The 20,965-nt window shown below is 49.7% G+C and carries 22 protein-coding genes and 1 pseudogene; 6 read left to right on the forward strand and 17 right to left on the reverse strand.

From position 1 onward, the window contains the following. Positions 1–311: 311 nt before the first annotated feature. The 4 genes from HMPREF1548_RS10295 to HMPREF1548_RS10310 are packed head-to-tail and all read right to left on the reverse strand — an operon-like array spanning position 312 to position 4,200. Complete coding sequence (locus tag HMPREF1548_RS10295; RefSeq protein ID WP_021635985.1) at positions 312–1,166, reverse strand: sugar phosphate isomerase/epimerase family protein; 855 nt, start codon at positions 1,164–1,166, stop codon at positions 312–314. A gap of 37 nt (positions 1,167–1,203) precedes the next feature. After that, a complete protein-coding gene (locus HMPREF1548_RS10300; protein ID WP_021635986.1) occupies positions 1,204–2,205 on the reverse strand; it encodes a Gfo/Idh/MocA family protein in 1,002 nt (333 codons plus the stop codon). Next, positions 2,202–3,380 (reverse strand): Gfo/Idh/MocA family protein, encoded by a 1,179-nt coding sequence (locus tag HMPREF1548_RS10305; protein ID WP_035321756.1) that lies wholly within the window; start codon positions 3,378–3,380, stop codon positions 2,202–2,204. The genes HMPREF1548_RS10300 and HMPREF1548_RS10305 overlap by 4 nt, the downstream gene beginning before the upstream one ends. A gap of 34 nt (positions 3,381–3,414) precedes the next feature. Further along, the gene (locus HMPREF1548_RS10310; protein WP_021635988.1) at positions 3,415–4,200 is read right to left on the reverse strand and encodes a sugar phosphate isomerase/epimerase family protein; all 786 of its coding nucleotides are present in this window, start codon (positions 4,198–4,200) and stop codon (positions 3,415–3,417) included. Positions 4,201–4,507: 307 nt separating this feature from the next. Between HMPREF1548_RS10310 and HMPREF1548_RS10315 the strand changes: the two genes are divergently transcribed. Next, a complete protein-coding gene (locus HMPREF1548_RS10315; RefSeq protein ID WP_021635990.1) occupies positions 4,508–5,392 on the forward strand; it encodes an AraC family transcriptional regulator in 885 nt (294 codons plus the stop codon). Here HMPREF1548_RS10315 and HMPREF1548_RS10320 read toward each other — a convergent pair. From HMPREF1548_RS10320 to HMPREF1548_RS10330, 3 genes are read right to left on the reverse strand one after another with little or no spacing between them, the layout of a single operon-like run. Further along, the gene (locus HMPREF1548_RS10320) at positions 5,367–6,335 is read right to left on the reverse strand and encodes an ATP-binding protein (RefSeq protein WP_021635991.1); all 969 of its coding nucleotides are present in this window, start codon (positions 6,333–6,335) and stop codon (positions 5,367–5,369) included. The two genes, HMPREF1548_RS10315 and HMPREF1548_RS10320, sit on opposite strands and share 26 nt — an antisense overlap. A 41-nt stretch (positions 6,336–6,376) precedes the next feature. Then, positions 6,377–7,246 carry a Spo0B domain-containing protein gene (locus tag HMPREF1548_RS10325; protein WP_021635992.1) on the reverse strand — a complete coding sequence of 290 codons (870 nt, stop codon included), beginning with the start codon at positions 7,244–7,246 and terminating at the stop codon, positions 6,377–6,379. Continuing rightward, positions 7,243–7,956, reverse strand: coding sequence for a LytR/AlgR family response regulator transcription factor (locus HMPREF1548_RS10330; protein WP_035321673.1), 714 nt, complete (start codon positions 7,954–7,956; stop codon positions 7,243–7,245). Before HMPREF1548_RS10330 ends, HMPREF1548_RS10325 begins: the two co-directional genes overlap by 4 nt. Before the next feature lie 241 nt (positions 7,957–8,197). Between HMPREF1548_RS10330 and HMPREF1548_RS10335 the strand changes: the two genes are divergently transcribed. Continuing rightward, entirely contained in the window at positions 8,198–8,704 is a 507-nt protein-coding gene (locus HMPREF1548_RS10335; protein ID WP_025489668.1) for a hypothetical protein, read from the forward strand. Positions 8,705–8,814: 110 nt separating this feature from the next. On the opposite strand, the gene HMPREF1548_RS10340 is transcribed toward HMPREF1548_RS10335, so the two are convergent. The 10 genes and pseudogenes from HMPREF1548_RS10340 to HMPREF1548_RS10380 all read right to left on the reverse strand — a co-directional run bounded on the left by HMPREF1548_RS10340 (position 8,815) and on the right by HMPREF1548_RS10380 (position 18,094). Continuing rightward, on the reverse strand, positions 8,815–9,693 hold the full coding sequence (locus tag HMPREF1548_RS10340; protein ID WP_021635996.1) for a CAP domain-containing protein: 879 nt from the start codon (positions 9,691–9,693) through the stop codon (positions 8,815–8,817). 131 nt (positions 9,694–9,824) lie between these two features. Next, a pseudogene (locus HMPREF1548_RS30835) lies at positions 9,825–9,978 on the reverse strand (TfoX/Sxy family DNA transformation protein); the annotation flags it as partial. Positions 9,979–10,034: 56 nt separating this feature from the next. Beyond that, the gene (locus tag HMPREF1548_RS10345; protein ID WP_021635997.1) at positions 10,035–10,724 is read right to left on the reverse strand and encodes an Rv2686c family ABC transporter permease subunit; all 690 of its coding nucleotides are present in this window, start codon (positions 10,722–10,724) and stop codon (positions 10,035–10,037) included. Continuing rightward, entirely contained in the window at positions 10,721–11,407 is a 687-nt protein-coding gene (locus HMPREF1548_RS10350; protein WP_021635998.1) for a fluoroquinolone export ABC transporter permease subunit, read from the reverse strand. Before HMPREF1548_RS10350 ends, HMPREF1548_RS10345 begins: the two co-directional genes overlap by 4 nt. After that, complete coding sequence (locus HMPREF1548_RS10355) at positions 11,404–12,255, reverse strand: ABC transporter ATP-binding protein (protein ID WP_021635999.1); 852 nt, start codon at positions 12,253–12,255, stop codon at positions 11,404–11,406. The genes HMPREF1548_RS10350 and HMPREF1548_RS10355 overlap by 4 nt, the downstream gene beginning before the upstream one ends. A gap of 107 nt (positions 12,256–12,362) precedes the next feature. After that, the gene (locus HMPREF1548_RS10360) at positions 12,363–13,010 is read right to left on the reverse strand and encodes a TetR/AcrR family transcriptional regulator (RefSeq protein ID WP_051358357.1); all 648 of its coding nucleotides are present in this window, start codon (positions 13,008–13,010) and stop codon (positions 12,363–12,365) included. Between the two features lie 149 nt (positions 13,011–13,159). Continuing rightward, the gene (gene amrS / locus HMPREF1548_RS10365; protein ID WP_035321674.1) at positions 13,160–13,993 is read right to left on the reverse strand and encodes an AmmeMemoRadiSam system radical SAM enzyme; all 834 of its coding nucleotides are present in this window, start codon (positions 13,991–13,993) and stop codon (positions 13,160–13,162) included. A gap of 87 nt (positions 13,994–14,080) precedes the next feature. Beyond that, positions 14,081–15,484, reverse strand: a complete 1,404-nt coding sequence (gene amrA, locus HMPREF1548_RS10370; protein ID WP_021636002.1) for an AmmeMemoRadiSam system protein A — start codon at positions 15,482–15,484, stop codon at positions 14,081–14,083. Between the two features lie 29 nt (positions 15,485–15,513). After that, complete coding sequence (glnA, locus tag HMPREF1548_RS10375) at positions 15,514–16,944, reverse strand: type I glutamate--ammonia ligase (RefSeq protein ID WP_021636003.1); 1,431 nt, start codon at positions 16,942–16,944, stop codon at positions 15,514–15,516. Between the two features lie 187 nt (positions 16,945–17,131). Beyond that, positions 17,132–18,094, reverse strand: a complete 963-nt coding sequence (locus HMPREF1548_RS10380; RefSeq protein ID WP_021636004.1) for a Gfo/Idh/MocA family protein — start codon at positions 18,092–18,094, stop codon at positions 17,132–17,134. A gap of 274 nt (positions 18,095–18,368) precedes the next feature. On the opposite strand from HMPREF1548_RS10380, the gene HMPREF1548_RS10385 reads away from it, so the two are divergent. From HMPREF1548_RS10385 to HMPREF1548_RS10400, 4 genes are all read left to right on the forward strand, one after another. Beyond that, the gene (locus tag HMPREF1548_RS10385) at positions 18,369–18,911 is read left to right on the forward strand and encodes a helix-turn-helix domain-containing protein (protein WP_021636006.1); all 543 of its coding nucleotides are present in this window, start codon (positions 18,369–18,371) and stop codon (positions 18,909–18,911) included. A 109-nt stretch (positions 18,912–19,020) separates the two neighbouring features. Then, the gene (locus HMPREF1548_RS10390; protein ID WP_021636007.1) at positions 19,021–19,224 is read left to right on the forward strand and encodes a PLDc N-terminal domain-containing protein; all 204 of its coding nucleotides are present in this window, start codon (positions 19,021–19,023) and stop codon (positions 19,222–19,224) included. Continuing rightward, positions 19,221–20,138 carry an ABC transporter ATP-binding protein gene (locus HMPREF1548_RS10395; protein WP_021636008.1) on the forward strand — a complete coding sequence of 306 codons (918 nt, stop codon included), beginning with the start codon at positions 19,221–19,223 and terminating at the stop codon, positions 20,136–20,138. The genes HMPREF1548_RS10390 and HMPREF1548_RS10395 overlap by 4 nt, the downstream gene beginning before the upstream one ends. Continuing rightward, positions 20,135–20,893 carry an ABC transporter permease gene (locus HMPREF1548_RS10400; protein ID WP_021636009.1) on the forward strand — a complete coding sequence of 253 codons (759 nt, stop codon included), beginning with the start codon at positions 20,135–20,137 and terminating at the stop codon, positions 20,891–20,893. Before HMPREF1548_RS10395 ends, HMPREF1548_RS10400 begins: the two co-directional genes overlap by 4 nt. Positions 20,894–20,965: the final 72 nt, after the last annotated feature.

The following is a 20,965-nucleotide window of genomic DNA, read 5'->3' on the forward strand; positions in this document are numbered from 1 at the left end:
CTTGGCTCGTTGCTCGCGGGAATAAAAAAACGGTGATGTTTCTTACTGCCCCGGGACGGCAGGCTTCTGTCGTCCTTAGCAACTTGCCTGACAAGTGAGACGGCGGAAGCCGCTCACGAGGAGTTCAGTTGCATTGACAGAAACCTGACGTTCCGGGACAGTTAAAAACACCCCGTTTTTTAAGTCTGGAACATAAAATATCCCCCGCACAGCCCGGAAAGGCCTGGACGGAACCGGTTTGGGACTGACCGGCGCGGATCATGGCAGGGCGGCCGGGAGCACACACCAGGCCCCTCTACCCTTAGCTAATTCTAATACAATATCTTTTGAAGGGCACGGTATGCGGTGCAGAAGGCTTCTTCCCCATCGGTCCTTCCGCGGCTTGCCGCTGATTTTTCCAGGTTCTTTAATCCGGCGAAATCAGCCAGATGGGGTTCCAGGCTCAAAAAGCCGTCAAACCCTTTTTTCTCCAGTCTGCCCAGGATTTCCGCTACCTGTCCGTCTCCTTCTCCGGCAGGCACAACGCTGCCGTTTTCAAAGAGGGCGTCCTTGATATGTACATAGGAAATATAAGGCTCCAGCATTTCATAGGCTTCCAAGGTATCCTGCCCGCACTGTACAAAGTTCGCGAAATCAAAGGTACACTGGAAGCTGCTGCCATAAAATTCCTTCATCAGGTCAAGGCAGCGGGGCGCCAAATCCCCATATATGTCCTTTTCATTTTCATGAAGCAGCACCAGATTTTTGGATGCGGCATAGTCCACCAGGCGGGACATCCTTTTCATCACTTCATCACGATATGCCGACACGTCCGCACCCTCCGGCATAAAGAAGCTGAACATACGGATTTTGTCAGTCCCGTAAATTTTCGTCAGCTCCGCCATTGCCTGAAAGGTTTTAAAATGCGGCTCAAAATCCTGGGTAATGTCTATTTTACCGATGGGCGATCCCAGGGCGGAAATGCGGATACCGGCGCCATCCAGCTTTTCCCGCAGCGCCTGCGCTTCTTTTGCTGTATAATCAGCCACGCCCTTTCCGTCTCCGCTGCGGAATTCTATCCAGGAGATCCCCAGCTCTTTAAGCAGTGCAATCTGCTTATCTACAGAGGAATCTATCTCATCAGCAAAGCAGCTGATGGGTGAGTTGTGTAAAAGCTTGCGTTCCATATATAATTATCCTTCCTTGCTGTAACGCATTGTTTTCTTATAAATCCACAGGTCTTGCGGTCCGGGCGGATTCATAGGCGCCCAGCATCAGACGGATCGTTTCCCTCATTCCGGGAAGATCCTGCATAAAACGTTCCCCGGTGCGCACACAACGGTAGAAATCCCCGATGCAATCCTTATGCCCACAGCCCCAGTAGCTCTTTCCCAGCGATTCCTTCCTGTCTATCTCAGGCTTTTCCACGCGGCCGTCCCTGTAATAATAGGTAACGTCCAGATCTTCGATCCGGATAGTCATATTTTCACAGGAAATTTCAATCAAAGGCGGCACATCGTCACAATAGGCCGTGGTAGCATAAAAACAGGCGGTGCTGTCCGCGAAACGGATATAAGCCTCCATGGTATCCTCCACCTCGATGATGCCCTTCAGGTGGTGGTTCTGTATGCCGGCCTCCACAGCCAGGGGAGTTCCTAAAAAATATGCCAGTAAATCCAATGTATGTACGGACTGGTTAATCAGCGCCCCGCCACCTTCTGTGGCAAGGCTGCCCCGCCAGCCGCTCTCCGTGTAGTATTCCCTGCCCCTGCTCCAGGTGACAAGTCCTCTGGCCCCGCGGATCCTGCCCGCTTCCCCGGAAGCGAGAAGCTTCTTTACTTCCTGTACGCTGGGATTATAACGGTTCTGGAAGCACAGGCCCAGACGCCTGTCGCTTCCGGCCACCGCCTCTTCCAGCTGCGCAAGCTGCTCTCCGGAGATGACGGGAGGCTTCTCCATAAATACATGCACGCCATGGGTCAGGCCATATACCGCCATGGGGACATGCAGATAATGCGGGGTGCAGATGTGCATTACATCCGGTTTTTCCTGCGCCAGCATTTCCTCCAGGCAGGAATAAGCCCTTCCTCCATATTTAGCGACAAAGTTCTCCACTCTTTCCTTTTTAATATCCGCAAAGCCAGCCAGCTCGCTTTCTCCCAACTGGCTGAGGCTTGCGGCATGGACGGTGGCAATGCCGCCGCATCCGACTATGACTGATTTCATAATGTCTCCTCTTTTGTCCCGTAGCTTCCTGCCGTACTGAAGGTCACTTCCTGTACGTTTTCCTTCACCCTGGAGGTTTTTCTCAGCTCGTTCAGCTTCTCCAGGAACAGATCCTCATCAAAGGGAATGTCCACGGGTTTGCCCAGCCAGCTGGATAAATGCATGGCGTTAGAAAGGGTCAGGCCATTAATGCCTTCCTCTCCCCGGGCGATAAGCGGCTCGCCGCGCAGGATATTCGCCGCAAACGCGCGCAGCACGCCCACATGCTGAGGGTTTTCCCCATCGGTGGTAAGAGTGACCTCATGTCCGGCAGGCTTGGCAAAGCCTTCCGTCGCCGTATAGCAGTACTCTCTTTCGCTGACCTCCAGCTCGTAGAAGCTCAGCCTGTCGTTTTCACATACCAGCTTTCCCCGTTCCAGGGTCACTTCAAACCGGTTGGTTCCCGGCGCATCCCCGGTGGTGGTAACGAATACGCCTGTGGCTCCGTCCGGGAATTCCAGATATGCCGTCACATCATCCTCCACCTCAATATCATGCCATTTACCCACATGGCAGAAGGCCTGCACCCTGGAAGGCATGCCGCAGATCCACTGCAGCAGATCCAGGTTATGAGGGCACTGGTTCAGCAGGACGCCGCCGCCCTCTCCGTCCCAGGTAGCCCGCCAGCCGCCGGAATTATAATAGGCCTGGGTGCGGTACCAGTCGGTAATGATCCAGTTCACTCTTTTTATTTTCCCGTACTCGCCGCTGTGGACGATTTCATACATTTTCCGGTATACATGGTTGGTGCGCTGATTGAACATCATGGCAAATACCCTGTCGGTTTTCGCCGCCGCTTCGTTCATTTCCCGCACCTGTTTGGTATAGACTCCCGCAGGCTTCTCACACAGCGCATGAAGGCCATGGGCAAAGGCCTCCATAACAAGCCTGGGATGTTCGTAATGAGGCGTTGCCACCAGGACCGCGTCGCAGCAGCCGGAGGCAATCAGGGCGTCCCCGTCTTCAAAAATACGGACGGATTCAGGCAGGTTTTCCCTGGCCCATTCCCTTCTTGATTCTCTTAAATCAGCTACCGCCGCCAGCTCCATATCCGGCACCTTTCCCTCCAGAATAGAGCCGCAGTGGCCGCTTCCCATGTTTCCGATTCCGATAATTCCCAACCTGACTTTTTCCATAGATGAAAGTATCCTCTCTTTCCCCTGTTCGTTTTTATCTGTATCCGGCAGCCGCCAGATTGTCATAGCTTGTTTTCAGGCAGTCGAAAGGACTTCCCTGGCAGGTATCCTGCTCCACGAGCATGTATTCGCAGCTGGTATTCTCAAGCGCCTTCAGAATCGCCGGGAAATTAAGATTTCCTTCCATTACGGGGGCCATCAGCTGGCTGAAGCCTTCCACGGCCATATCCTTCAGATGCACGCAGGGAATCCTGTCGGAGAGTTCCGCGATCCACTGGCACACATCGCCGCCTGCCGCAGCCACCCAGTAGGTATCCAGGGTAAAGCCCATTTCCTCCGGCTTGAAGCCCTCCAGCAGATATTCAATAATCCGCTTCTCCCGATCTGCGCCGTTGTCCCTGCAGGGGGCAAGCTTCTGGAATTCAAAATTATGGTTGTGGTACATGAGCAGCTTTCCGGCATCCGCTATTTTCTTCGCCGGCTCCCTGAAATCATCCATAAAATGGGTTATCCATTCCTTCGTGCGGTACTTGTCCGGCATCGCGCCCAGCCCGATGTAGCGGCTTCCCAGGATATCGTGCTCTTTGATCAGATTTTCCGTATCATTGAGAATACGGTTCACATCGCTGTGGGTCAGTACGATTTCCAGCCCTGCCCCATCGCAGATTTCACGGACTCTTTCCGGCCTGATATCCTTCCCAATGCCTGATATCTGCACGGTTTTGTAACCCATTTCTGCAATTTTCCCTATGGTGCAGGAAAAGTCCTTTTCATTTTGCGTGTACGCCCTTACCGTATACAGCTGCGCTCCTGTCTTCATACTGTCATTTCCTTTCTGTGCCGGCTTTTTCCCATGTTTTCCGGGATATGTACTGCCCGACGGGCCCTTTTTACGTACCGGTCTGTTCCTTTCTAATATAGCTTTCCGGCCATATTTTTACCATTGTATATAGGAACTTTTTTATTGCAAAAATAGCGGTGGTGGATTATTCTGTAAAAAGATGCAGCTGTCAGAGTGTAAAACAGTTGCCAAAAGAAAGAATGCAAAGATCCGCCTGCCCTGCTTGTCAGGCAGCACAGGCCGCGGGAAAAAGCAATTTAAACGCAGGAAAGGAGCAGCTTAATCAATGAATCCAGCCGCTTTTATACATACGGATAAGGTCAGCCTCGGCTACAGGGAAAGCGATGAGGCTACGGAGGACTATTTCCTTCATTGTCACAATTTTTACGAGGTCTATTTCTTCCTGGACGGGGACGTGGACTATCTGGTGGAGGGCCGGCAATATAAGCCCACGCCCAACAGCCTTCTGCTGCTGTCCCCCCATGAGTTCCACGGGGTAAAAATAAACGGAGGAAAAACCTACAAACGGTTTTCCATCCATTTTCATCCGGATATCCTCTCTTTAGAGAGACGTTCCTTCCTTTTATCTGCGTTTCCGGCCTTTGAGAAACAGCCCTCCCGGAGGATTTACTATGAGCAGGTGGACCGGTACCGCATTCCCTGTTATTTTGAGGCGCTGGAGGACTGCGCCCTGAAAAATGAAGCGCTCCGGGATGCGCTGCTTCCTGTGTGTGTGGAAGCCCTGCTTGCCCAGATCGTTTCCATGGGGGATGCCTGCGAAAGCGCGCCCTCCCTGACCGGCGCACCGGACACCGTCACCCGTATAATCTGGTACTTAAACCAGCATCTGAAGGAAAATATTACGCTGGATCAGCTTTCAGAACGCTTTTTTATCAGTAAACACCATTTGAATAAGGTATTCCGCAAGGCTACGGGAACCACCGTTTTTGATTATCTGCTGCACAAGCGGATCACGGCGGCGCAGCAGCTTCTCATTACCGGCTACAGCGCCCAGGAAGCGGCTTCGCAGGCGGGGTTCGGCGATTATTCTTCCTTTTACAGGGCTTATACCAGAATAAACGGCCACTCCCCCCTTCGGGACCGGGGCGTCCTCCCTTCTCTGGATACCGGAAGGGATGCAGGGCTTATGGATGTGTGGCTGAAGGAATGATTTTGTCCGCATCCGTCCTTATACAGGCGGTTACCGTGAATTTACGGCCTGCCGTCTTTATCTCCATCCTGCCGTCATATTCCTCCACGATCTGCCTTACCAGCTTTAACCCCAGGCCGTGCAGCTCCTTATCCGTGCTCTTGCTCGTCCGGCAGACGCCGTTCTTGAACTCCGGCACCTGTTGTGCCGTATTCTCCACCCGCAGGATAAGGAAACCGCTGCGGCAGTCTGCAGAAATCTTAATAAAGCGCTCTGTATCCCCATCCGTGATTTTCTCCGATGCTTCAATGGCATTGTCAATCAGATTGCAGAAAAGGCTGCAAAGATCCAGCGGGTCCACACCTGTTTCCTTATCCACACAGGTAACAATGTGCATGGGAATATTTTTTTCCTCCGCCAATCTTTTTTTCAGCACCAGCACGGAATTCACAATGGGATTTTCGCAGTAAACGGCTCTCTCACAGGTGCGGATCTGACGGAAGGCATCCTCCAGCGTATTTCTCACCGTCCCGAAGTCTTCCTTCTCTTCCAGCATTTCATAAGCCTTGTCCAGACGGCTCATGCAGTCCCGCCAAATCCGCCTCCTCTCCTGCTCATACTGCACCCCCAGCCTGTGAATATCCCGGTTTTCCTGACGAAGCTCGTACAGCGTCTGTATTTCATTCTGGAGCCTGCGCACTGCAAGAAGATTCTCCACCGCATGGAGAACCATGGCATTTACGGTCCAGCTGAAAAAAAGCAGAACCGCTCCCGGGAAAAATCCCATTTCATCCCGGTCCCTGCATACATAAAAAAAGCAGGCCGCCATAATCAGCTGATAAACCGGAACCGCCGCCACCAGAAGCAGAGAACGGCTCCGTACCTTTTGCACTATGAATTTCCAGCCCGCCACGCCAATCATGACGCCGGCGGAAAGCAGGAATCCCGCATATATCCATTCCATCACACACCACTTTTCCCTGAAAGCAAAAAGGAGCCGATTTTCTACTTTTCCGCTCCATTTACCCGTTTCTTCAGTTCATCCATCAGTTCCCGGATCTGTTCTTCCTTACCGCCCTGCGCATAAAGCGCGTCCACCAGCTGCAGCTGGTTGGAGAAATCATGCCTCATGAGCCGCACCTCTTCCAGATAACGGCTGTTCTGCGCACAGTATTCCAGTTCTTTTCTCCGTTCTTCATTCAGGCGGTTCACTTGTTCTTCCATTTCCGCCCTCAGGTTCTGTCCGTCGATCAATCCTGCCGTAAGCCAGTCTAGCAACAGGCTGAACAGGACAATCAGCATTCCCGCGCCCAGAACCTCCCGGGAAAAATCGCTGCACATGTAAAACATACAGCCAAGAAGCGCCAGCTGGTATACCGGAATCGTTATAAGCAGAAGGATATTTTTCCTGCGCTTTCCCTGCACCCGGAATTTCCAGATAACCAGAACAAGCATGATAAAAAACATTTCAATGATACATGCAAACAGCGTTGCGGTTACATGCAGCTCATTCAGGACATATAACGCCTCATAATTCACCCTGCGGATACAAAACAGCAGCCCCACCGCCATAAGCTCGGTTACAGCCTGGATGCCGCAGCTTAAAACGGACCACAAAAGCGCCTCCTTTATTTTTATCCGGTACAACAGGAACAAAAAAACCGCCATAATGAACATCATAACTGCCGTATAAATCCACAGGGGCAGGCTTTGCACCAGCGGCTTTAGAAGCAGGCTGCAGACAGACATGCCCGCTGCCCCCACGATCCAGGCCGTCAGCCTTCTTCCCCTTCTCGGTATCAGAATCTGATAAAAAAGGAAACAGGTAATAAATCCTATGATCAGGGTCAGAAAACAGCCATAAATCTCTATCATATCAGCCTTTCTCCCAGGTTCTTAAGAAACTTGTCCTTCGTTTCCGTATATCTGGCTCTGCTTACAGGTATCACTCTGCCGTCAATCAATACGATTCCATCCAGCGTAAATTTCCTGATTCGGTCCATGTTGACCAGATAGCTCTGATGGCATCTCAGAAAATATTCCGGCAGCAGCTTCTCCATGTCACTCAGCTTCATGAGAACGCGGCTGCTTTCGCCTGCTTCATAAATTGTCAGATTCCTGCGGCTGCTCTCCACATACCATATATCATCTATCTTAATTTTAACAATTTCTCCACGGGACTGAAGCAGGAGGCAGCTCCTGTCTTCCTCTTTTATTTTCTCCAAAGCCTTGTCTATTGCATCTGTAAGCTTTTTCTCTTTTATGGGCTTTGCCAGGAAGTAAAAGGGATCTGCCTCAAAAATATCAGCCGCATATTCCAGGTAGCCCGATATGAATATGATCTTTACATTCCGGGTCAGCTGCTGCAGCGTCTTAGCCGCAGTAATGCCGTTATTCTGCTCAAAGACGATATCCATAATAACAATATCCGCCCTGTTGTCCCCGGAGGCCTGCCATTCTTCCAACAGACGCTGTACCTGACTGCAGACGGATATACTCACTGAGTTTCCATAATTTTTCTTTATCAGCTCCACAATAGTTTCAAGTACATCCGGATCGTCATCACATACTGTTATTTTTATCATGAGAATCTCCATGTGCTTATTTGTCTGTTCACAGCTCACACAAACCGGCCGCTATACATTCCAGGCAAAGGCTCTGCGGCAAGTGCGGCTTTAAGTTACTACACATTTAAATCATAACATATTTTTTTCACAGATACCATTCTATTTTGCCTGTAAAAGCCACACCTTTTGTTTCCCGGCATATCTTAAGGTATGGGAGTATAACTTTCCCCAAATTTTTTCCGAAGAAAGGAGGATACCTATGAAAAATGCTACTAAATTCTGCATTATCACCATTGTCGTCGGTATGCTGCTGGCGTTCACTATTTTTACACTCTTTGCAAACGGGATACTGACGCTGGCAAACCCGTCCCTTTTCTTTATCGTGCTCATCGCGTTCGCCTGCATCATACTGGCGGCAATACTGGCAGGATCTCTTGCGGCCAAAAATGAAGCCCGGCTGAGGGAGGCCTATTACTGCTGCGGCAATCTGGCGGTTACGGGAGGCACCTGTCTGACGCTCGCCGCATTTCTTACTTTCCTGAGTCCGGTTTCCACAGGTATAGTATTTGCCATCGGCATAGCCGTTTGTTTTTTCTTTCTCGTACTGCTCCTGGGCGGAATTCTCTGTTTCCTTCATTCCTATTTTTCCTACCGTTCCCCTTCCTGCGGCTCTCCTGCCGCTCCGGGACATACCTTTGGGCGGCCGGGGTATGAGGATCTTCCCCTCAGCGATGAAGGAAGCTGCCGAAGGAGGCCAATCCTGTAATATGCCCCCGGTTCTGGCGCAGGTTCTGTCCGCAGGATTCCAAAGAAAAAATCAGCCTCAGATTTCTCTGGGGCTGATCCTTCTTTTTGTTTCATTGCAGAATCGTTATTTTAATAGGTAAAAAGCTGTGTCCAGTAATTCACGCCGCCAATCTGCACATAGCCCACGCCGATAGAAGTGAACTTTTCATTCAGGATATTGGCACGGTGTCCTGCGCTGTTCATCCAGCCTTCCATAACCTGTTCCGGGGATTTCTGTCCCCAGGCAATATTTTCGCCGGAGCCTCTGTAGCTGACGCCCTGCTCCTTCAACGCCGTACTGAAATCTCTTCCGTCCGGTCTGGTATGGGAAAAGGACGTCTTGATTTCAACCGCCCTTACCTGTGCGGCCGCCTGTACGTTCTGAACAACCTGCAGCGGGGACAGGCCTGCTTTTGCACGTTCCTCATTTACCAGCCTTGCCACCTGGGCAGCAAAGGAAAGCTGGGTTTCATTATCCTGTGTTCCATCATTTCCCGTATCTCCGCCCGGTTTTTCCTGGTCGGGATTGTCCTGGCCCGGTTCGTTCTGATCCGGCTTTTGATCCGGCTTCTGCTCCGGTTTGCCCTGGTCCGGCTGATCGGTTCCCGGCTTATTCTGATCCGGCGTGCCGTTATCGGGCTTTCCTGTATCAGGCAGGCTGCCATCCGGCTTTCCTGTATTCTGATCGCCGCCGGGCGTTCCCGGAAACGTATCACAGGGAGGAATGATTACCGGGCAGTCGCCCCACTGGATGGAGCCAAAGGAATTTCCCAGGCCGTTCAGCTTATCCTTGATATCCTCCGCGCTGCTGCCCTGAATAACTATCATATTTTTATAGGCAGCGTTCTGTATTCCACGGCTGTTTCCAGCTGCGTGTGCGGTTAATGCCGAGCCGGGAGCAATCCCCACCGCCATTCCCAGAACAGATACCGTAACTGCGCCTGCTGTAAGTAATGTTAATTTTCTCATTGCTGTCTCCTTTACAATTATTACGAATTTGTTACAAATATGTTACAAACACATAATAATACAAAAAACAGCATTGTGATCGTGGAAAGTTATGGAAACAGCAGCTTTGGGTACTGTCCGGGCTGCTGGCATTACAGCCTGTGCTCCTGATAAAAGTCCTTCAGGCCGGCTTTTTATCTCCGGCGCAAGCTCCGTTTTCCTGACACCTTCAACTGCGCTCTCCAGCGCCGAAAGTCTGTGGATACACGCCGAAGCGTCTATACTTTGAATCTTCAGCCAGACCTGCGTTTTAATTTGCGGCCGAAAACAGGCTTCGCATCAGAGAATATGCGGGCTATGGGCTATAACAACAGCAGCCCCCATATTGCCGCACATACAATCCCTGCAAGCCCCAGCGCCGGTTGCTGCTCACTCAAGGAAAGGCCGGCCCAGTAGGAAGGGAAAATCCAAAGCAGGTACTTCATTCCGTCATGGATGAAAAATGCGCCGGCAGCCGGCAGCATTAACAGCGAGGACAGTTTCGCAGCCGCCATCCCTTCCAGCCTGTTTGATGAAAAACGCAGGATCAATAAAGCATACAGCAGGCCATAAGCGCCGCCATTAACCGCCAGGATTCCCACAGCCGGCCCCTGCAGCCTTTGCAGGGAAAAAGGAACCAGCAAAGCGCCTGAGGCCGCAGCCGCCAGAACCGCCGGAACGCCCAGCCGGGAAATCAGGTAGCCATTCCTGCCAAGCGGCGTAATACACAGATAGGAGGCCATGCCCTCATCCCTTTCTTCCAGCACCACCATTGCGGCGGCAAAGCAGAACATGGCCGGGGCAAGCATAGAATAGAACACATCCGTCAGTCCGTAAAAAGGGCTAAGAAGCTCCTTCTTTTGAAAATATGTACAAAGCAGTGCTTCCACTCCAGGGATGCCCAACCGAAACAGGATACCGCACACTACGGGAAGCAGACATGCCATTAGAAGCATACCGTCCTTTCCAATAACAGACAGCATTTGTAAAAAAGCCTTTTTCTGTGCCTTCATAGCTTCGCCCCTCCAAGACAGCTCCACATTTTATTCATCCGCAGCCATGCAAATCCCGCCAATAAAAGCAAAGTGAACACCGAAACCGGCAAAAGCTCATACCATACAGTCTCAGTTCCCAGCAGCATTTTCAGGCAGGCCACCGTAGGGAAAAATTCAACCGGGCCTTTAACTCCCAGAAGGCACAGCGCCGGAGGGACGAAGCATATCATCTCTATGGGGACCGTCACAAGCAGATATTGGTTCAGACTGCTTATGCCCGAGGCTGCGGCCATTCCCAGCAATGAAAACAGCAGGGAGCCATACAGCGTTCCCACAAGCGCCCAGGCCAGCCGCCGTGGTCCAAAGCCTGCAAAACAGCCCAACACTGTCGCGACGACCAGTGAAATCAGGGCAAAGGATACTGCCTTTGCCGCCATATATTCCCAAATCCGCACCGGGGAGAGCGCCAGAACCTGAAGCACTCTCTGGCTTTTCTCCAACAAAATGCACGCACCCATAAAGAAAAGGCCCATTGCCGCTGGATCGGAAAAAATCAGCACCGCTGCTGCCACACTCCGCCACGTAACCGGCAATGCCGATAAAAGCAGCAGATAAATAAGTGTAAGGGCTGCATATAAAAACCAAAAGCCATAGGTAATCTGAAACCGGATATCACCGGCCGTCAGCCGAAGAATTCTCATACCAGCGCCCTCCCTGTAATCTCCAGAAAAATATCGTTCAGATCCGGCTCACTGCTGTGCAGGGAGGTGAGCCGGTTTTCTGCCATCAGCCTGTTCAGTCTTACATCCTGCGAGGTATCGGATAAAAGGCATTCTCCCCGCCCTTCCCCGCCGTCCTGCCGTTTCCAGGTATAGGAAAGCCTAGCTGCCCCCCTGCCCATTATCAGGTTATGGGGCGTATCCAGCGCACATACCCTGCCATTTACTATAAAGGCAACCCTGTCGCAGAGCTCTGCGGCATCATGCATATTGTGGGTCGTGAGTATAATTGTTTTTCCTTTCTCCTTCTCTTCCAGAATCATATCCTTCATCACACGGCTGTTGGACGGATCCAACCCGCTTGTAGGCTCATCAAGAAAAAGAAGGCCCGGATCATGCTGCAGCGCCCGCAAAAAGGCAAGGCGGGAGCGCATACCTTTGGAAAAACCGGATACCCGCTTATCACCATCCTTTCCCAGTCCCGCTTTTTCCAGGCTTTCCTGCGGCGGCCTGCACACCCTGCCGTACAACGAGGCAAAATACTCCAGATTCTGACGCGCCGTCAGCTTTTCATACAAGGCCGGGAATTCAAAATCTACGCCGATATCTTCATAAAATGCCTGCGTCCGGTTCCTGCACTCCGTTCCATTCACCCGAACGCTTCCCTGATAATTCGTTATCAATCCAGTCATAATCTTCTGGACAGTGGTCTTTCCCGCGCCCGAAGGACCCAAGAAGCCAAAAATTTCTCCGCTTTTCACCGAAAAATTCATTTTTTCAATAAAAGGCTTTTTGTCATAGCTGAATGTGAGATCCTTTACTTCTATCATAACACTCCTCCTTTTACTATTTGACTACAATGTTATTAACAGTCAAATAAAATATAAAATAATGTCCGCCGCCTGTTTTGTGCCGGCAGCGGACACATTGGCTATATTTATTTTAATTCAGTATCCCTGTTTGTTTTTCTGCTGTCATATAACTCAAACAGTTGCAGCACAAGGCCCCTGAGCAAAAGTCTGAGTGAATCCGTATTTCCGGTCATTCCTCCCTCATGCCCATAAATCATTGCAGCAAAAACTGTCCGGAATGCATCTCCGAACTGTTCCGCAGCCTTCTCCGCCTCTCCCTCCATGCCAGGGAAAAGTCTGGCAATGACAGTCTCCGCCATTCCAGCATCCTCCGAAAAATGGGCGGCCAGTTCATCCTGGGGCAGCTTTCTTGCCAGAATTTCCAGTTCACCAGAGTTCATCAGACGGATCACCGGAGCCTCATCCGCCTGTCTGAAAAAATCCATCAGCAAATCCGTTATTGCCTCCACCTCCGGCTCTCTGCCGGACATACGCTCCACACGCTGCAGAAGCTGTGTTTCTATTTTTTCATGAAATTCCATCAAAGCTTCAAATAGCAGCTGTTCCTTGGAATCATAAAACAAATAGAAAGTCCCTTTCGGTATCCTTACCCGGCGCACCAGCTCATCCACCGTGGTACGGCGGATGCCATAAACGGACATACAGTTCATTGCCTCATCCTTCAAACGCCTGATGATATATTCTTTTTCCTGATCCGAGTATGACTTTGGCAATGGCAGCACCTCTTTTCACCGGCATTTTTATTTTTTGACCATTTTGTTTGTTTTAGTCATTATAGTTTTATTTTTCTGAACTGTCAAATGTTTTTCCAAGGCAGTTATTTATGGTAATATATGCCAAGTCTGCTGTTTTCCAGGCCAGTTCAGCAGTTACCTGTGAACACATGCTTCAGGTGCCTGCCTGCGACATCCGCCAGCCGGTAGACAGTCTCCACTTTTGTGGGCGGCCGATCCGTCATTTTCCATCTGGGGAAAAAACGGGTCACATGTAACGGTATTTTATCGTCAACTCCTGCTACCCAGGCCGCCAGCTGCTCCATCTGCCCCTCCGAATCATTTTCACCGGGGACAATCAGGGTGGTAAGCTCCACATGGCAGGCCGGGGCCGCCCTTTTGATAAACCGCTTTACAGTCTCCAAATCTCCGCCCAGGCTTCGGTAAAAGGCGTCCGTAATGCCCTTTAAATCAATATTCATGGCATCCGTAAATGGAAGGATTTCCTCCAGTACCTCTTCCGTCACGCTGCCGTTGGTCACAATAACATTTTTCATTCCCGCCCTGCGCACCAGCGCCGCCGTATCACGCACATATTCATAGCCCACCAACGGTTCGTTATAGGTATAGGCCACGCCGATATTTCCCTGCCTTTGAAGCTCCAGGGCTTTTTCCGCCAACATTTCAGGGGAAACATAAACCGTTTCAGGTTCCTCCTCGCACATGGATATCTCATAATTCTGGCAGAAGGGACAGCTTAGATTACAGCCGAAGCTGCCTGCCGATAAAATCCTGCTTCCCGGTGCAAACATGGCGAGCGGCTTCTTTTCAATGGGATCCAGCGCGAGGGCAGTCAGCCTTCCATAGTTTACCGGGCGGCTTTTCCCGTTTTCATTTTTTCTTGCCCGGCACCGCCCGATCTGCCCCGGCTGAAGCAGACAGTGATGCATGCATACCGGACAGCGTATCTGCCTTTCTGCCATTCAATGCTCCTTTCCGCCATGCGCGGCTCTTCTCCGCTTGCACACTCTTTTCTGCCATGCGCAGCTCTTTTCTGCTTTTGGCTGGTACTACCCCTTTTTACCGTGTCTGATCACTTCAAAACGTTCCAGGCTCACCTCATCCTCTTCCCGGATGCCTGCTTTTCTCCGGGCGATGGCAATCTGCTCTTCCACGCTGTCCACGCCGTCAAGATCGGGCAGCAGCAGCCCGCGTTTTCTCCCCTTTGTAACAATTACGCCATATTTCTTCACGTCCAGCTCTTCTTTGGAAGTGATCGCTTCAGGCTCTCCCAGCACGTCCACACTGTAAACCAGCCGTTCCAGTTCTTCCTCCTTCACCGGCTGGAATCTTGGGTCCTGTGTTCCTGCGCTTACCGCATTCCTGAGAATCTCCTCCGCCACACAGCCGGTAACCGGCGCAATGGTTCCGATGCAGCCCCGCAGCATGCCGTCTTTATGAAGGGAAACAAATACGCCGGCCCTGCGAGCAAGCATTTCGGATGGAAGTTCTTCCTCCGCCCTGGAAAGCGTCAGGCTTTTGCCGGTTCTGATATAGGTTTCCAGGGATTTCCTTGCCAGCCGCACATAGATATCCTCCCTGCCCTTATCTTCCACCGCTTTCCTGTGCTGCTTTTCTTCATACCGTTTCAGGAAGGCCCGGGCTTCATCCGTTCCCGTTACCGTATAGGTGCAGATTCCATAACCCACACCGAAGGGGCCTTCATAGGAAAGCCTGTGCGCCTCCACAGCCCTGCGATCCAGGCAGCCTGCCATAATGGTAAAAGAACGGTGTCCGCACTCACCTGCTTTTTCACAAAAACTCTCCGGATACTCCAGGAGTTCTCCAAAAGAAGCCCTGCCCATGGTTTCCATAATCCGCTTATCATAAGCCGGTCCTTCCTCTTTGTATCCGTAAGGGCCGTCCTCCTTCAGGCGGTGGGACAGATCCCCGCTGGCGATAATTACGGTCCTTCTGCCCAGCTGCTCCGCTGTCTTTTGTATCAGCAGCCCGGCCCGGTAATGTTCGGCAAGGGACAGGCCGGAAAGCCCCACGCGGACAAGCCGGTAGCCGTCATAATATTGGTTCACAAAATACAGCGGCACCATGACGCCGTGATCCAGCTGTCTGTCCCGTTCTCCCAGCGTTCCCAGCGGGAAACTTTCCCTGTCGGCAAGGCTGCAGAGCTGCCGGACAAATTCCGTGTCATACTCCGCCTCCAGCTTAACCTGCCCCGCCCGGAACTGTCCGAAATCTCCCGACGCCCAATGTCCAGAGGCCACATGAAAATAATCCGCATACATCACCGTATGCGGCGACAGCACCACAATCGTTTCCGGACGGAGGGCTGCAATTTCCTCCGCCGCCCTCCGGTATGCCTCCTGCGTGTCTGTTATCGCCTGTTCTTCACCTTTTCCGATTGCCGGAACAATCAAAGGAGGGTGAGGTAGCATAAATCCGGCTGTCACTGCCATATGATCATCTCCAATCCTGCAGTGTTTCACTATAAATCATAATAAGCGCCAAATTCCGCCGGATGGGGGATCTGGCTGATTGCCCTGCTTTCCTTCCGCTTTCTTTCCAGCCAGATCTGAATCAGCCGTTCCGGGAAGACCCCATTTTTTGTCAGATAATCATGATCCTGCTCCAGCGCATCCAGCGCCTCGTCCAGTGACTTGGGAAGTGACCGGATACGGGCCTGCTGCTCGGGGGACAGCTCATAAAGATTATAGTCATAAGGCCCCCAGCCATTGGCCTGCGGATCGATCTGCTTCTCCATCCCGTCCAGCCCTGCCATCAGAATGGCGGCGTATGCATAGTAGGGATTGGCGGTGGCATCCGGGCTTCTTAATTCGAATCTTTTCAGCTCCGGCGTTTTCGCATATGCCGGAATACGGATAACCGCGCTTCTGTTGGAGGTGGCATAGCCGATGGTAACCGGAGCTTCAAAGCCGGGTACCAGGCGCTTATAGGAATTGGTGGATGGATTCGTCCATGCACACAGGGAGGGCGCATGCTTCAGCAGGCCCCCGATAAAATAATGGGCCTCACGGCTTAAGGAAGAATAGCCGTCTTTATCATAAAAGACCGGTTTGCCATCCTTAAACAGCAGCATGTGCACATGCATTCCGCTGCCCGCCTCCTGATAAACAGGCTTGGGCATGAAAGTTGCGGTCCGGCCTTCTGCGGCAGCCGCATTTTTTACGATATATTTTGTAATCATGGTTTTATCAGCCATGTCCACCATTTCTCCCAGCTCCACTTCGATTTCCAGCTGGCCGGGGCCTCCCACCTCGTGATGGTGGTATTTTACACGGATTCCCCAATCCTCCATGAGCATACACATTTTGCTTCTCAGATTATAGGAAATATCCTGGGGCGCGGCGATGTGATAGCCGCCCTTATGCTTCACCTCATATCCCAGGTTGCCGGTATCCGCAAGTCCGGTATTCCATTCGGCCTGCCTGGTATCCACCGCATAGGAAGCGCCTCTGGGAGATACCTGATAGTTTACGGTATCAAAAAGATAAAATTCAAACTCCGGCCCGATCGCAATAGAATCCGCCGCGCCGGACTGTTTCATATACTCTGCGGCCCGCAGCGCCACGTTTCTCGGATACTGATCGAAGGGCTTGTTTTCATCCGTTCCTATGACACACACATCCCCTGTCATGGAAAGTGTGGGGATTTCCGCAAAGGGATCGATCACCGCGCTGTCCGGATCGGGAATAAAAACCATATCGCTTTTTTCGATGGGCGCATAGCCATAATTGGAACCGTCGAACCCTATCCCCTGTGTAAAAATACTGTCTCCAAAGCGCTCCAACGGTATGGTAATATGCCGCCATCGGCCATCCAAATCCACCATTTTAAAATCAATCATACGAATGCTGTTTTCTCTGCACAGCTGCAGCACTTTTTCACTCTTCCCCATAAAAAATCCCCGCTTTCTGCGGACTCAAGCCGCATTTTTATGTATATGGGCAGCAGGATGGACGGATACGTCTGCACCCCTTTCCTGACTGCTGCCGTTCAACCTTATTTTAACACAAAAAGCCCCGGCGGAAAACCGGGACTTTCTCTCTGAGTTCTGTATAATATTTTGCAGCTATGAATATTTTTCACGTCCTGGTACTGTTTATCCTGTCAAACAGCCTTGCACAGTCCAGAGTAAGGCTGTGAGGTACTACCGGGCTTTCAATACGCCCGTCCCTGATGCAGTTTACGGCTTCTTCAATTTCATAAAGGAAACCATTCTCCGTCACAGTATCCTGGAAATGCATGACAAGTTCATTGTCTTTATTATAAAGGAAAGCCTCCTCGGCAAAATGGGGATGGGGAATGACTATTTTCCCTTCACTTCCATAGATTGCCATTCTCTCGTGGAGCGCTGCTGCAAAGCTTGTGCGCAGAGACGCCATCAAACCAGGGTAGCAAATTGTTACCTGATCAGACAAATCCACTCCTGTGTCGCTCCATACTGCGGATACCTGCATGTTTTCGATGGAACGGCCCGCCATGTAAGTGGTAAGTTCATAAGCATACACGGTTATGTCAAACGCGGCTCCACCACCCAGTTTAGGACTGTAATAGCGGTTATCCTTATCTACAGGAGCGAGAAAACCGATAGCCGTATCTATGAAAGACGGCGTTCCGATTTTCCCTTCATCCATCCACTGTTTTGCCATCTTTATTGCAGGAAGGAAACGGCTCCACATGGCTTCCATGACAAATACTTTTTCCTGTCTTGCTTTTTCAAATACTGTTTCTGCCTGGGCGCTGTTTACAAACATTGCTTTTTCACACAATACCGGGACTTTGTGTTCCAGGCAGAGCATAGTCAGGGCATAATGGGCATCCGTGGTCACTGCAATATATACGCAATCCGGCTTCTCTTCTATCAGCATTTTTTCATAGCTGTCATAAGCCGCCTTCAGGCCGTTTTTACGTGCGAAGGCCTGCGCCCGTTCCATGGATTTACTCGCAACCGCCGCCACCTCGCAGTCTGCGATACGGTTCACCGCATCGCAGAATTTGTTTGCAATATTTCCTGCCCCCATTACTGTAAATCTGAAATTAGTCATAACAATACCTCCTCTGTCCTTTTATCCTGTACAAACGGTCATCTATTTTTCCTATCTGATGATAATAGCTTACTTTCAGGATAACTGCATTTTCAGGGAAAAGCAACCTGTTTTTTCGGCGCCGCGTTCCAGGCAGGGACCGCGGATACAGTCCGTAACAGCAGGAAGCGAATACTGCCTTTCATCCATATATTTTTTGTTTACCGCAGCTGCAGATTGACTCTTTACTATCAAAGTGATAATATTTTCATATATTTAAACAGGAGAATTAATTATGACAGATAAACTTATGGAATGCATAACCAATCCGGTAAAATGTAAATTACTGCTTGAAATATATTCTCAGGGACAGGCAACCGCGAAACACCTGTCCGATAAATACACCGATATCCCACCTGCTACCCTATACCGCCATTTGAAGAGGATGCTGCATGACGGAATTTTGAAGGTAGTTGAAGAAACTCAGGTGCGCGGCACCGTAGAAAGAACCTATGCCCTTGCACAGAATATCAATTCCAATATGGAAAAAATATTGGAAGAAAACTCCGGCGAACTTTATATGCAATATTTTATGCAGTATATCATGGGCTTTGCCAGACAATTTCAACAGTACTGCCAGTCCCCAAATATAAATATTAAGGAGGATATGACCGGCTTTTCTCTTTCCCCTCTCTATTTATCGGATGAAGAACTGACAGCCCTTGTAACGGAAATTTCTAAAACTATCAGTGCAGTAAAAAATAATGAACCAAATGCAGAGCGTAAATTACGGACAATTGGCGTAATCATATCTCCGGCTGAAAAATTGGATAACTAAAACTGCCGCCCTCAAATCAGGGCGGTTTCTATTGATCTTTTATTATCAATATGATAATATTAGCATTATGATACTATTATAACATTCACCAACTACAGGAGGTTAAATTTTGGACACTTTACTTAGGATTCTGCCTTTGCTTATTCCTGTTCTGATTGTGGATTCAGCACTTGCAGCAGCTGCTGTGGCTCATATTTTACGGCATCCGCATTATCATTTCGGCAATAAAACCCTGTGGCTTATCATTGCCACAGTCTTATTGCTTTTTGGGCCAATCTTCTATTTTATGTTCGGGAAGGAGGAAAATGAATGAATGTACTAACCATACAAAATCTTTCAAAAAGTTTTGGAAAGCAAAAAATCATAGACGGCCTCAGCATGTCTGTGCCGGAGGGAAGTGTTTTCGGTTTTATTGGCAAAAACGGTGCCGGGAAGACAACAACTATGAAAATGGTACTTGGCTTACTGCAGCCTGACAGCGGCAGTATCTTTGTCTGTAACGAACCGGTTCGTTTTGGGCAGACAAAGACAAATCAATATATCGGATATTTGCCCGATGTCCCGGAGTTCTATAATTATATGACGCCGCTAAATTACCTAACCCTTTGCGGGGAAGTGATTGGTTTATCAAAAACTGAGATTACGCAGCGGGGACAGGAGCTGCTTACCCTTGTTGGTTTAGACGGCGTAACGAAACAAATCGGCGGTTTTTCCCGCGGCATGAAGCAGCGTCTTGGAATTGCACAGGCCTTGCTGACAAAGCCCCGGCTTCTGATTTGTGACGAACCGACCAGTGCGCTTGATCCGGCAGGTAGGAAAGAAATATTAGATATTCTCCGCAAAATCAGCAGTACAACAACAGTCTTGTTTTCCACCCATATTCTTTCCGATGTGGAACGTATTTGTGACCATGCTGCTTTTTTGAATGACGGGAAAATTGCTGTCTGCGGCACCCTTGCAGAAATTAAGGCTTTGCACGAGCATGACAGTCTGCTTTTGGAATTTTCAACTGATAATGAGCTGCGGATTTTCAGGGAACAGGAAACTGTAAAACCTCTCCTTCCCAATTCAGAGGGAACCAACAGGGAAATCATTATTCACAGCCGGAATATGGAAAAGGTGCAGCACTCACTTTTCCTGGTCTTTGCCGAAATGGGGCTTTGTCCTGTCAAAATGGAAATTATGGAACCGTCTCTTGAAAGTCTATTTTTGGAGGTGACAAAATGAACGGATATATTGCTTTTGTGAAAAAAGAATTTATGGAAAACATAAAAAATTATCGTTTTTTTATCTTGTTTGCGGTTTTCCTGACTTTTGGCATAGCAAGTGCATTTCTTGCAAAATTCACACCCGAGATTTTATCAGCTTTAGCTGCGGATATGGAAATGAATTCAGAACCCGTTGCATTGGATGCGTGGAAACAATTTTACAAAAATATCTCCGGTGTTGGTTTCAGTGCATTTATTATTTTATACGGAAGCTGTCTGTCAACTGAATACTCCAAAGGGACTTTAATTTTAATGGTAACGAAAGGGCTGTCACGTAAGGCTGTCATCCTAGCAAAATTTACTGTCGCAGCCATTCTTATGACCCTTTGCTATTGGGTCAGTTATGGTGCGGCTTACGGTTATACAGCTTACTTATGGGATAATACAAATCTGCCTGATGTTGCATTTGCAGCATTTGCCCTTTGGATAGCCGGTTTTCTTTATTTGAGTATTCTTATGGTTGGCTGTGTCATTTTTAAACAAACCTTTACAAGCATACTTTTTACAGGCGGTATTGCCGCCCTTATCTCTTTACTTGGCATTATCAAACCTCTTGCCGGCTTCAATCCGTTTATCCTGACTACGAAAAATGTGGATTTAATTTCCGGCATGGCTGCCGTATCGGATTTTCTGATACCTGCATTGATTTCCATTGGCATATCCATCTCAGGATTGCTGACTGCAATCTGGCTCTTTAACAGGAAACAATTATAAATGGATGCAGTCTCCATACAATAAGTACATTGATTTTATGCAATTGCGTAGTTTGTATATATACTGTATAAT

The sequence above is a fragment of the Clostridium sp. KLE 1755 genome (assembly GCF_000466465.2).
GTDB lineage: Bacteria > Bacillota > Clostridia > Lachnospirales > Lachnospiraceae > Eisenbergiella > Eisenbergiella porci.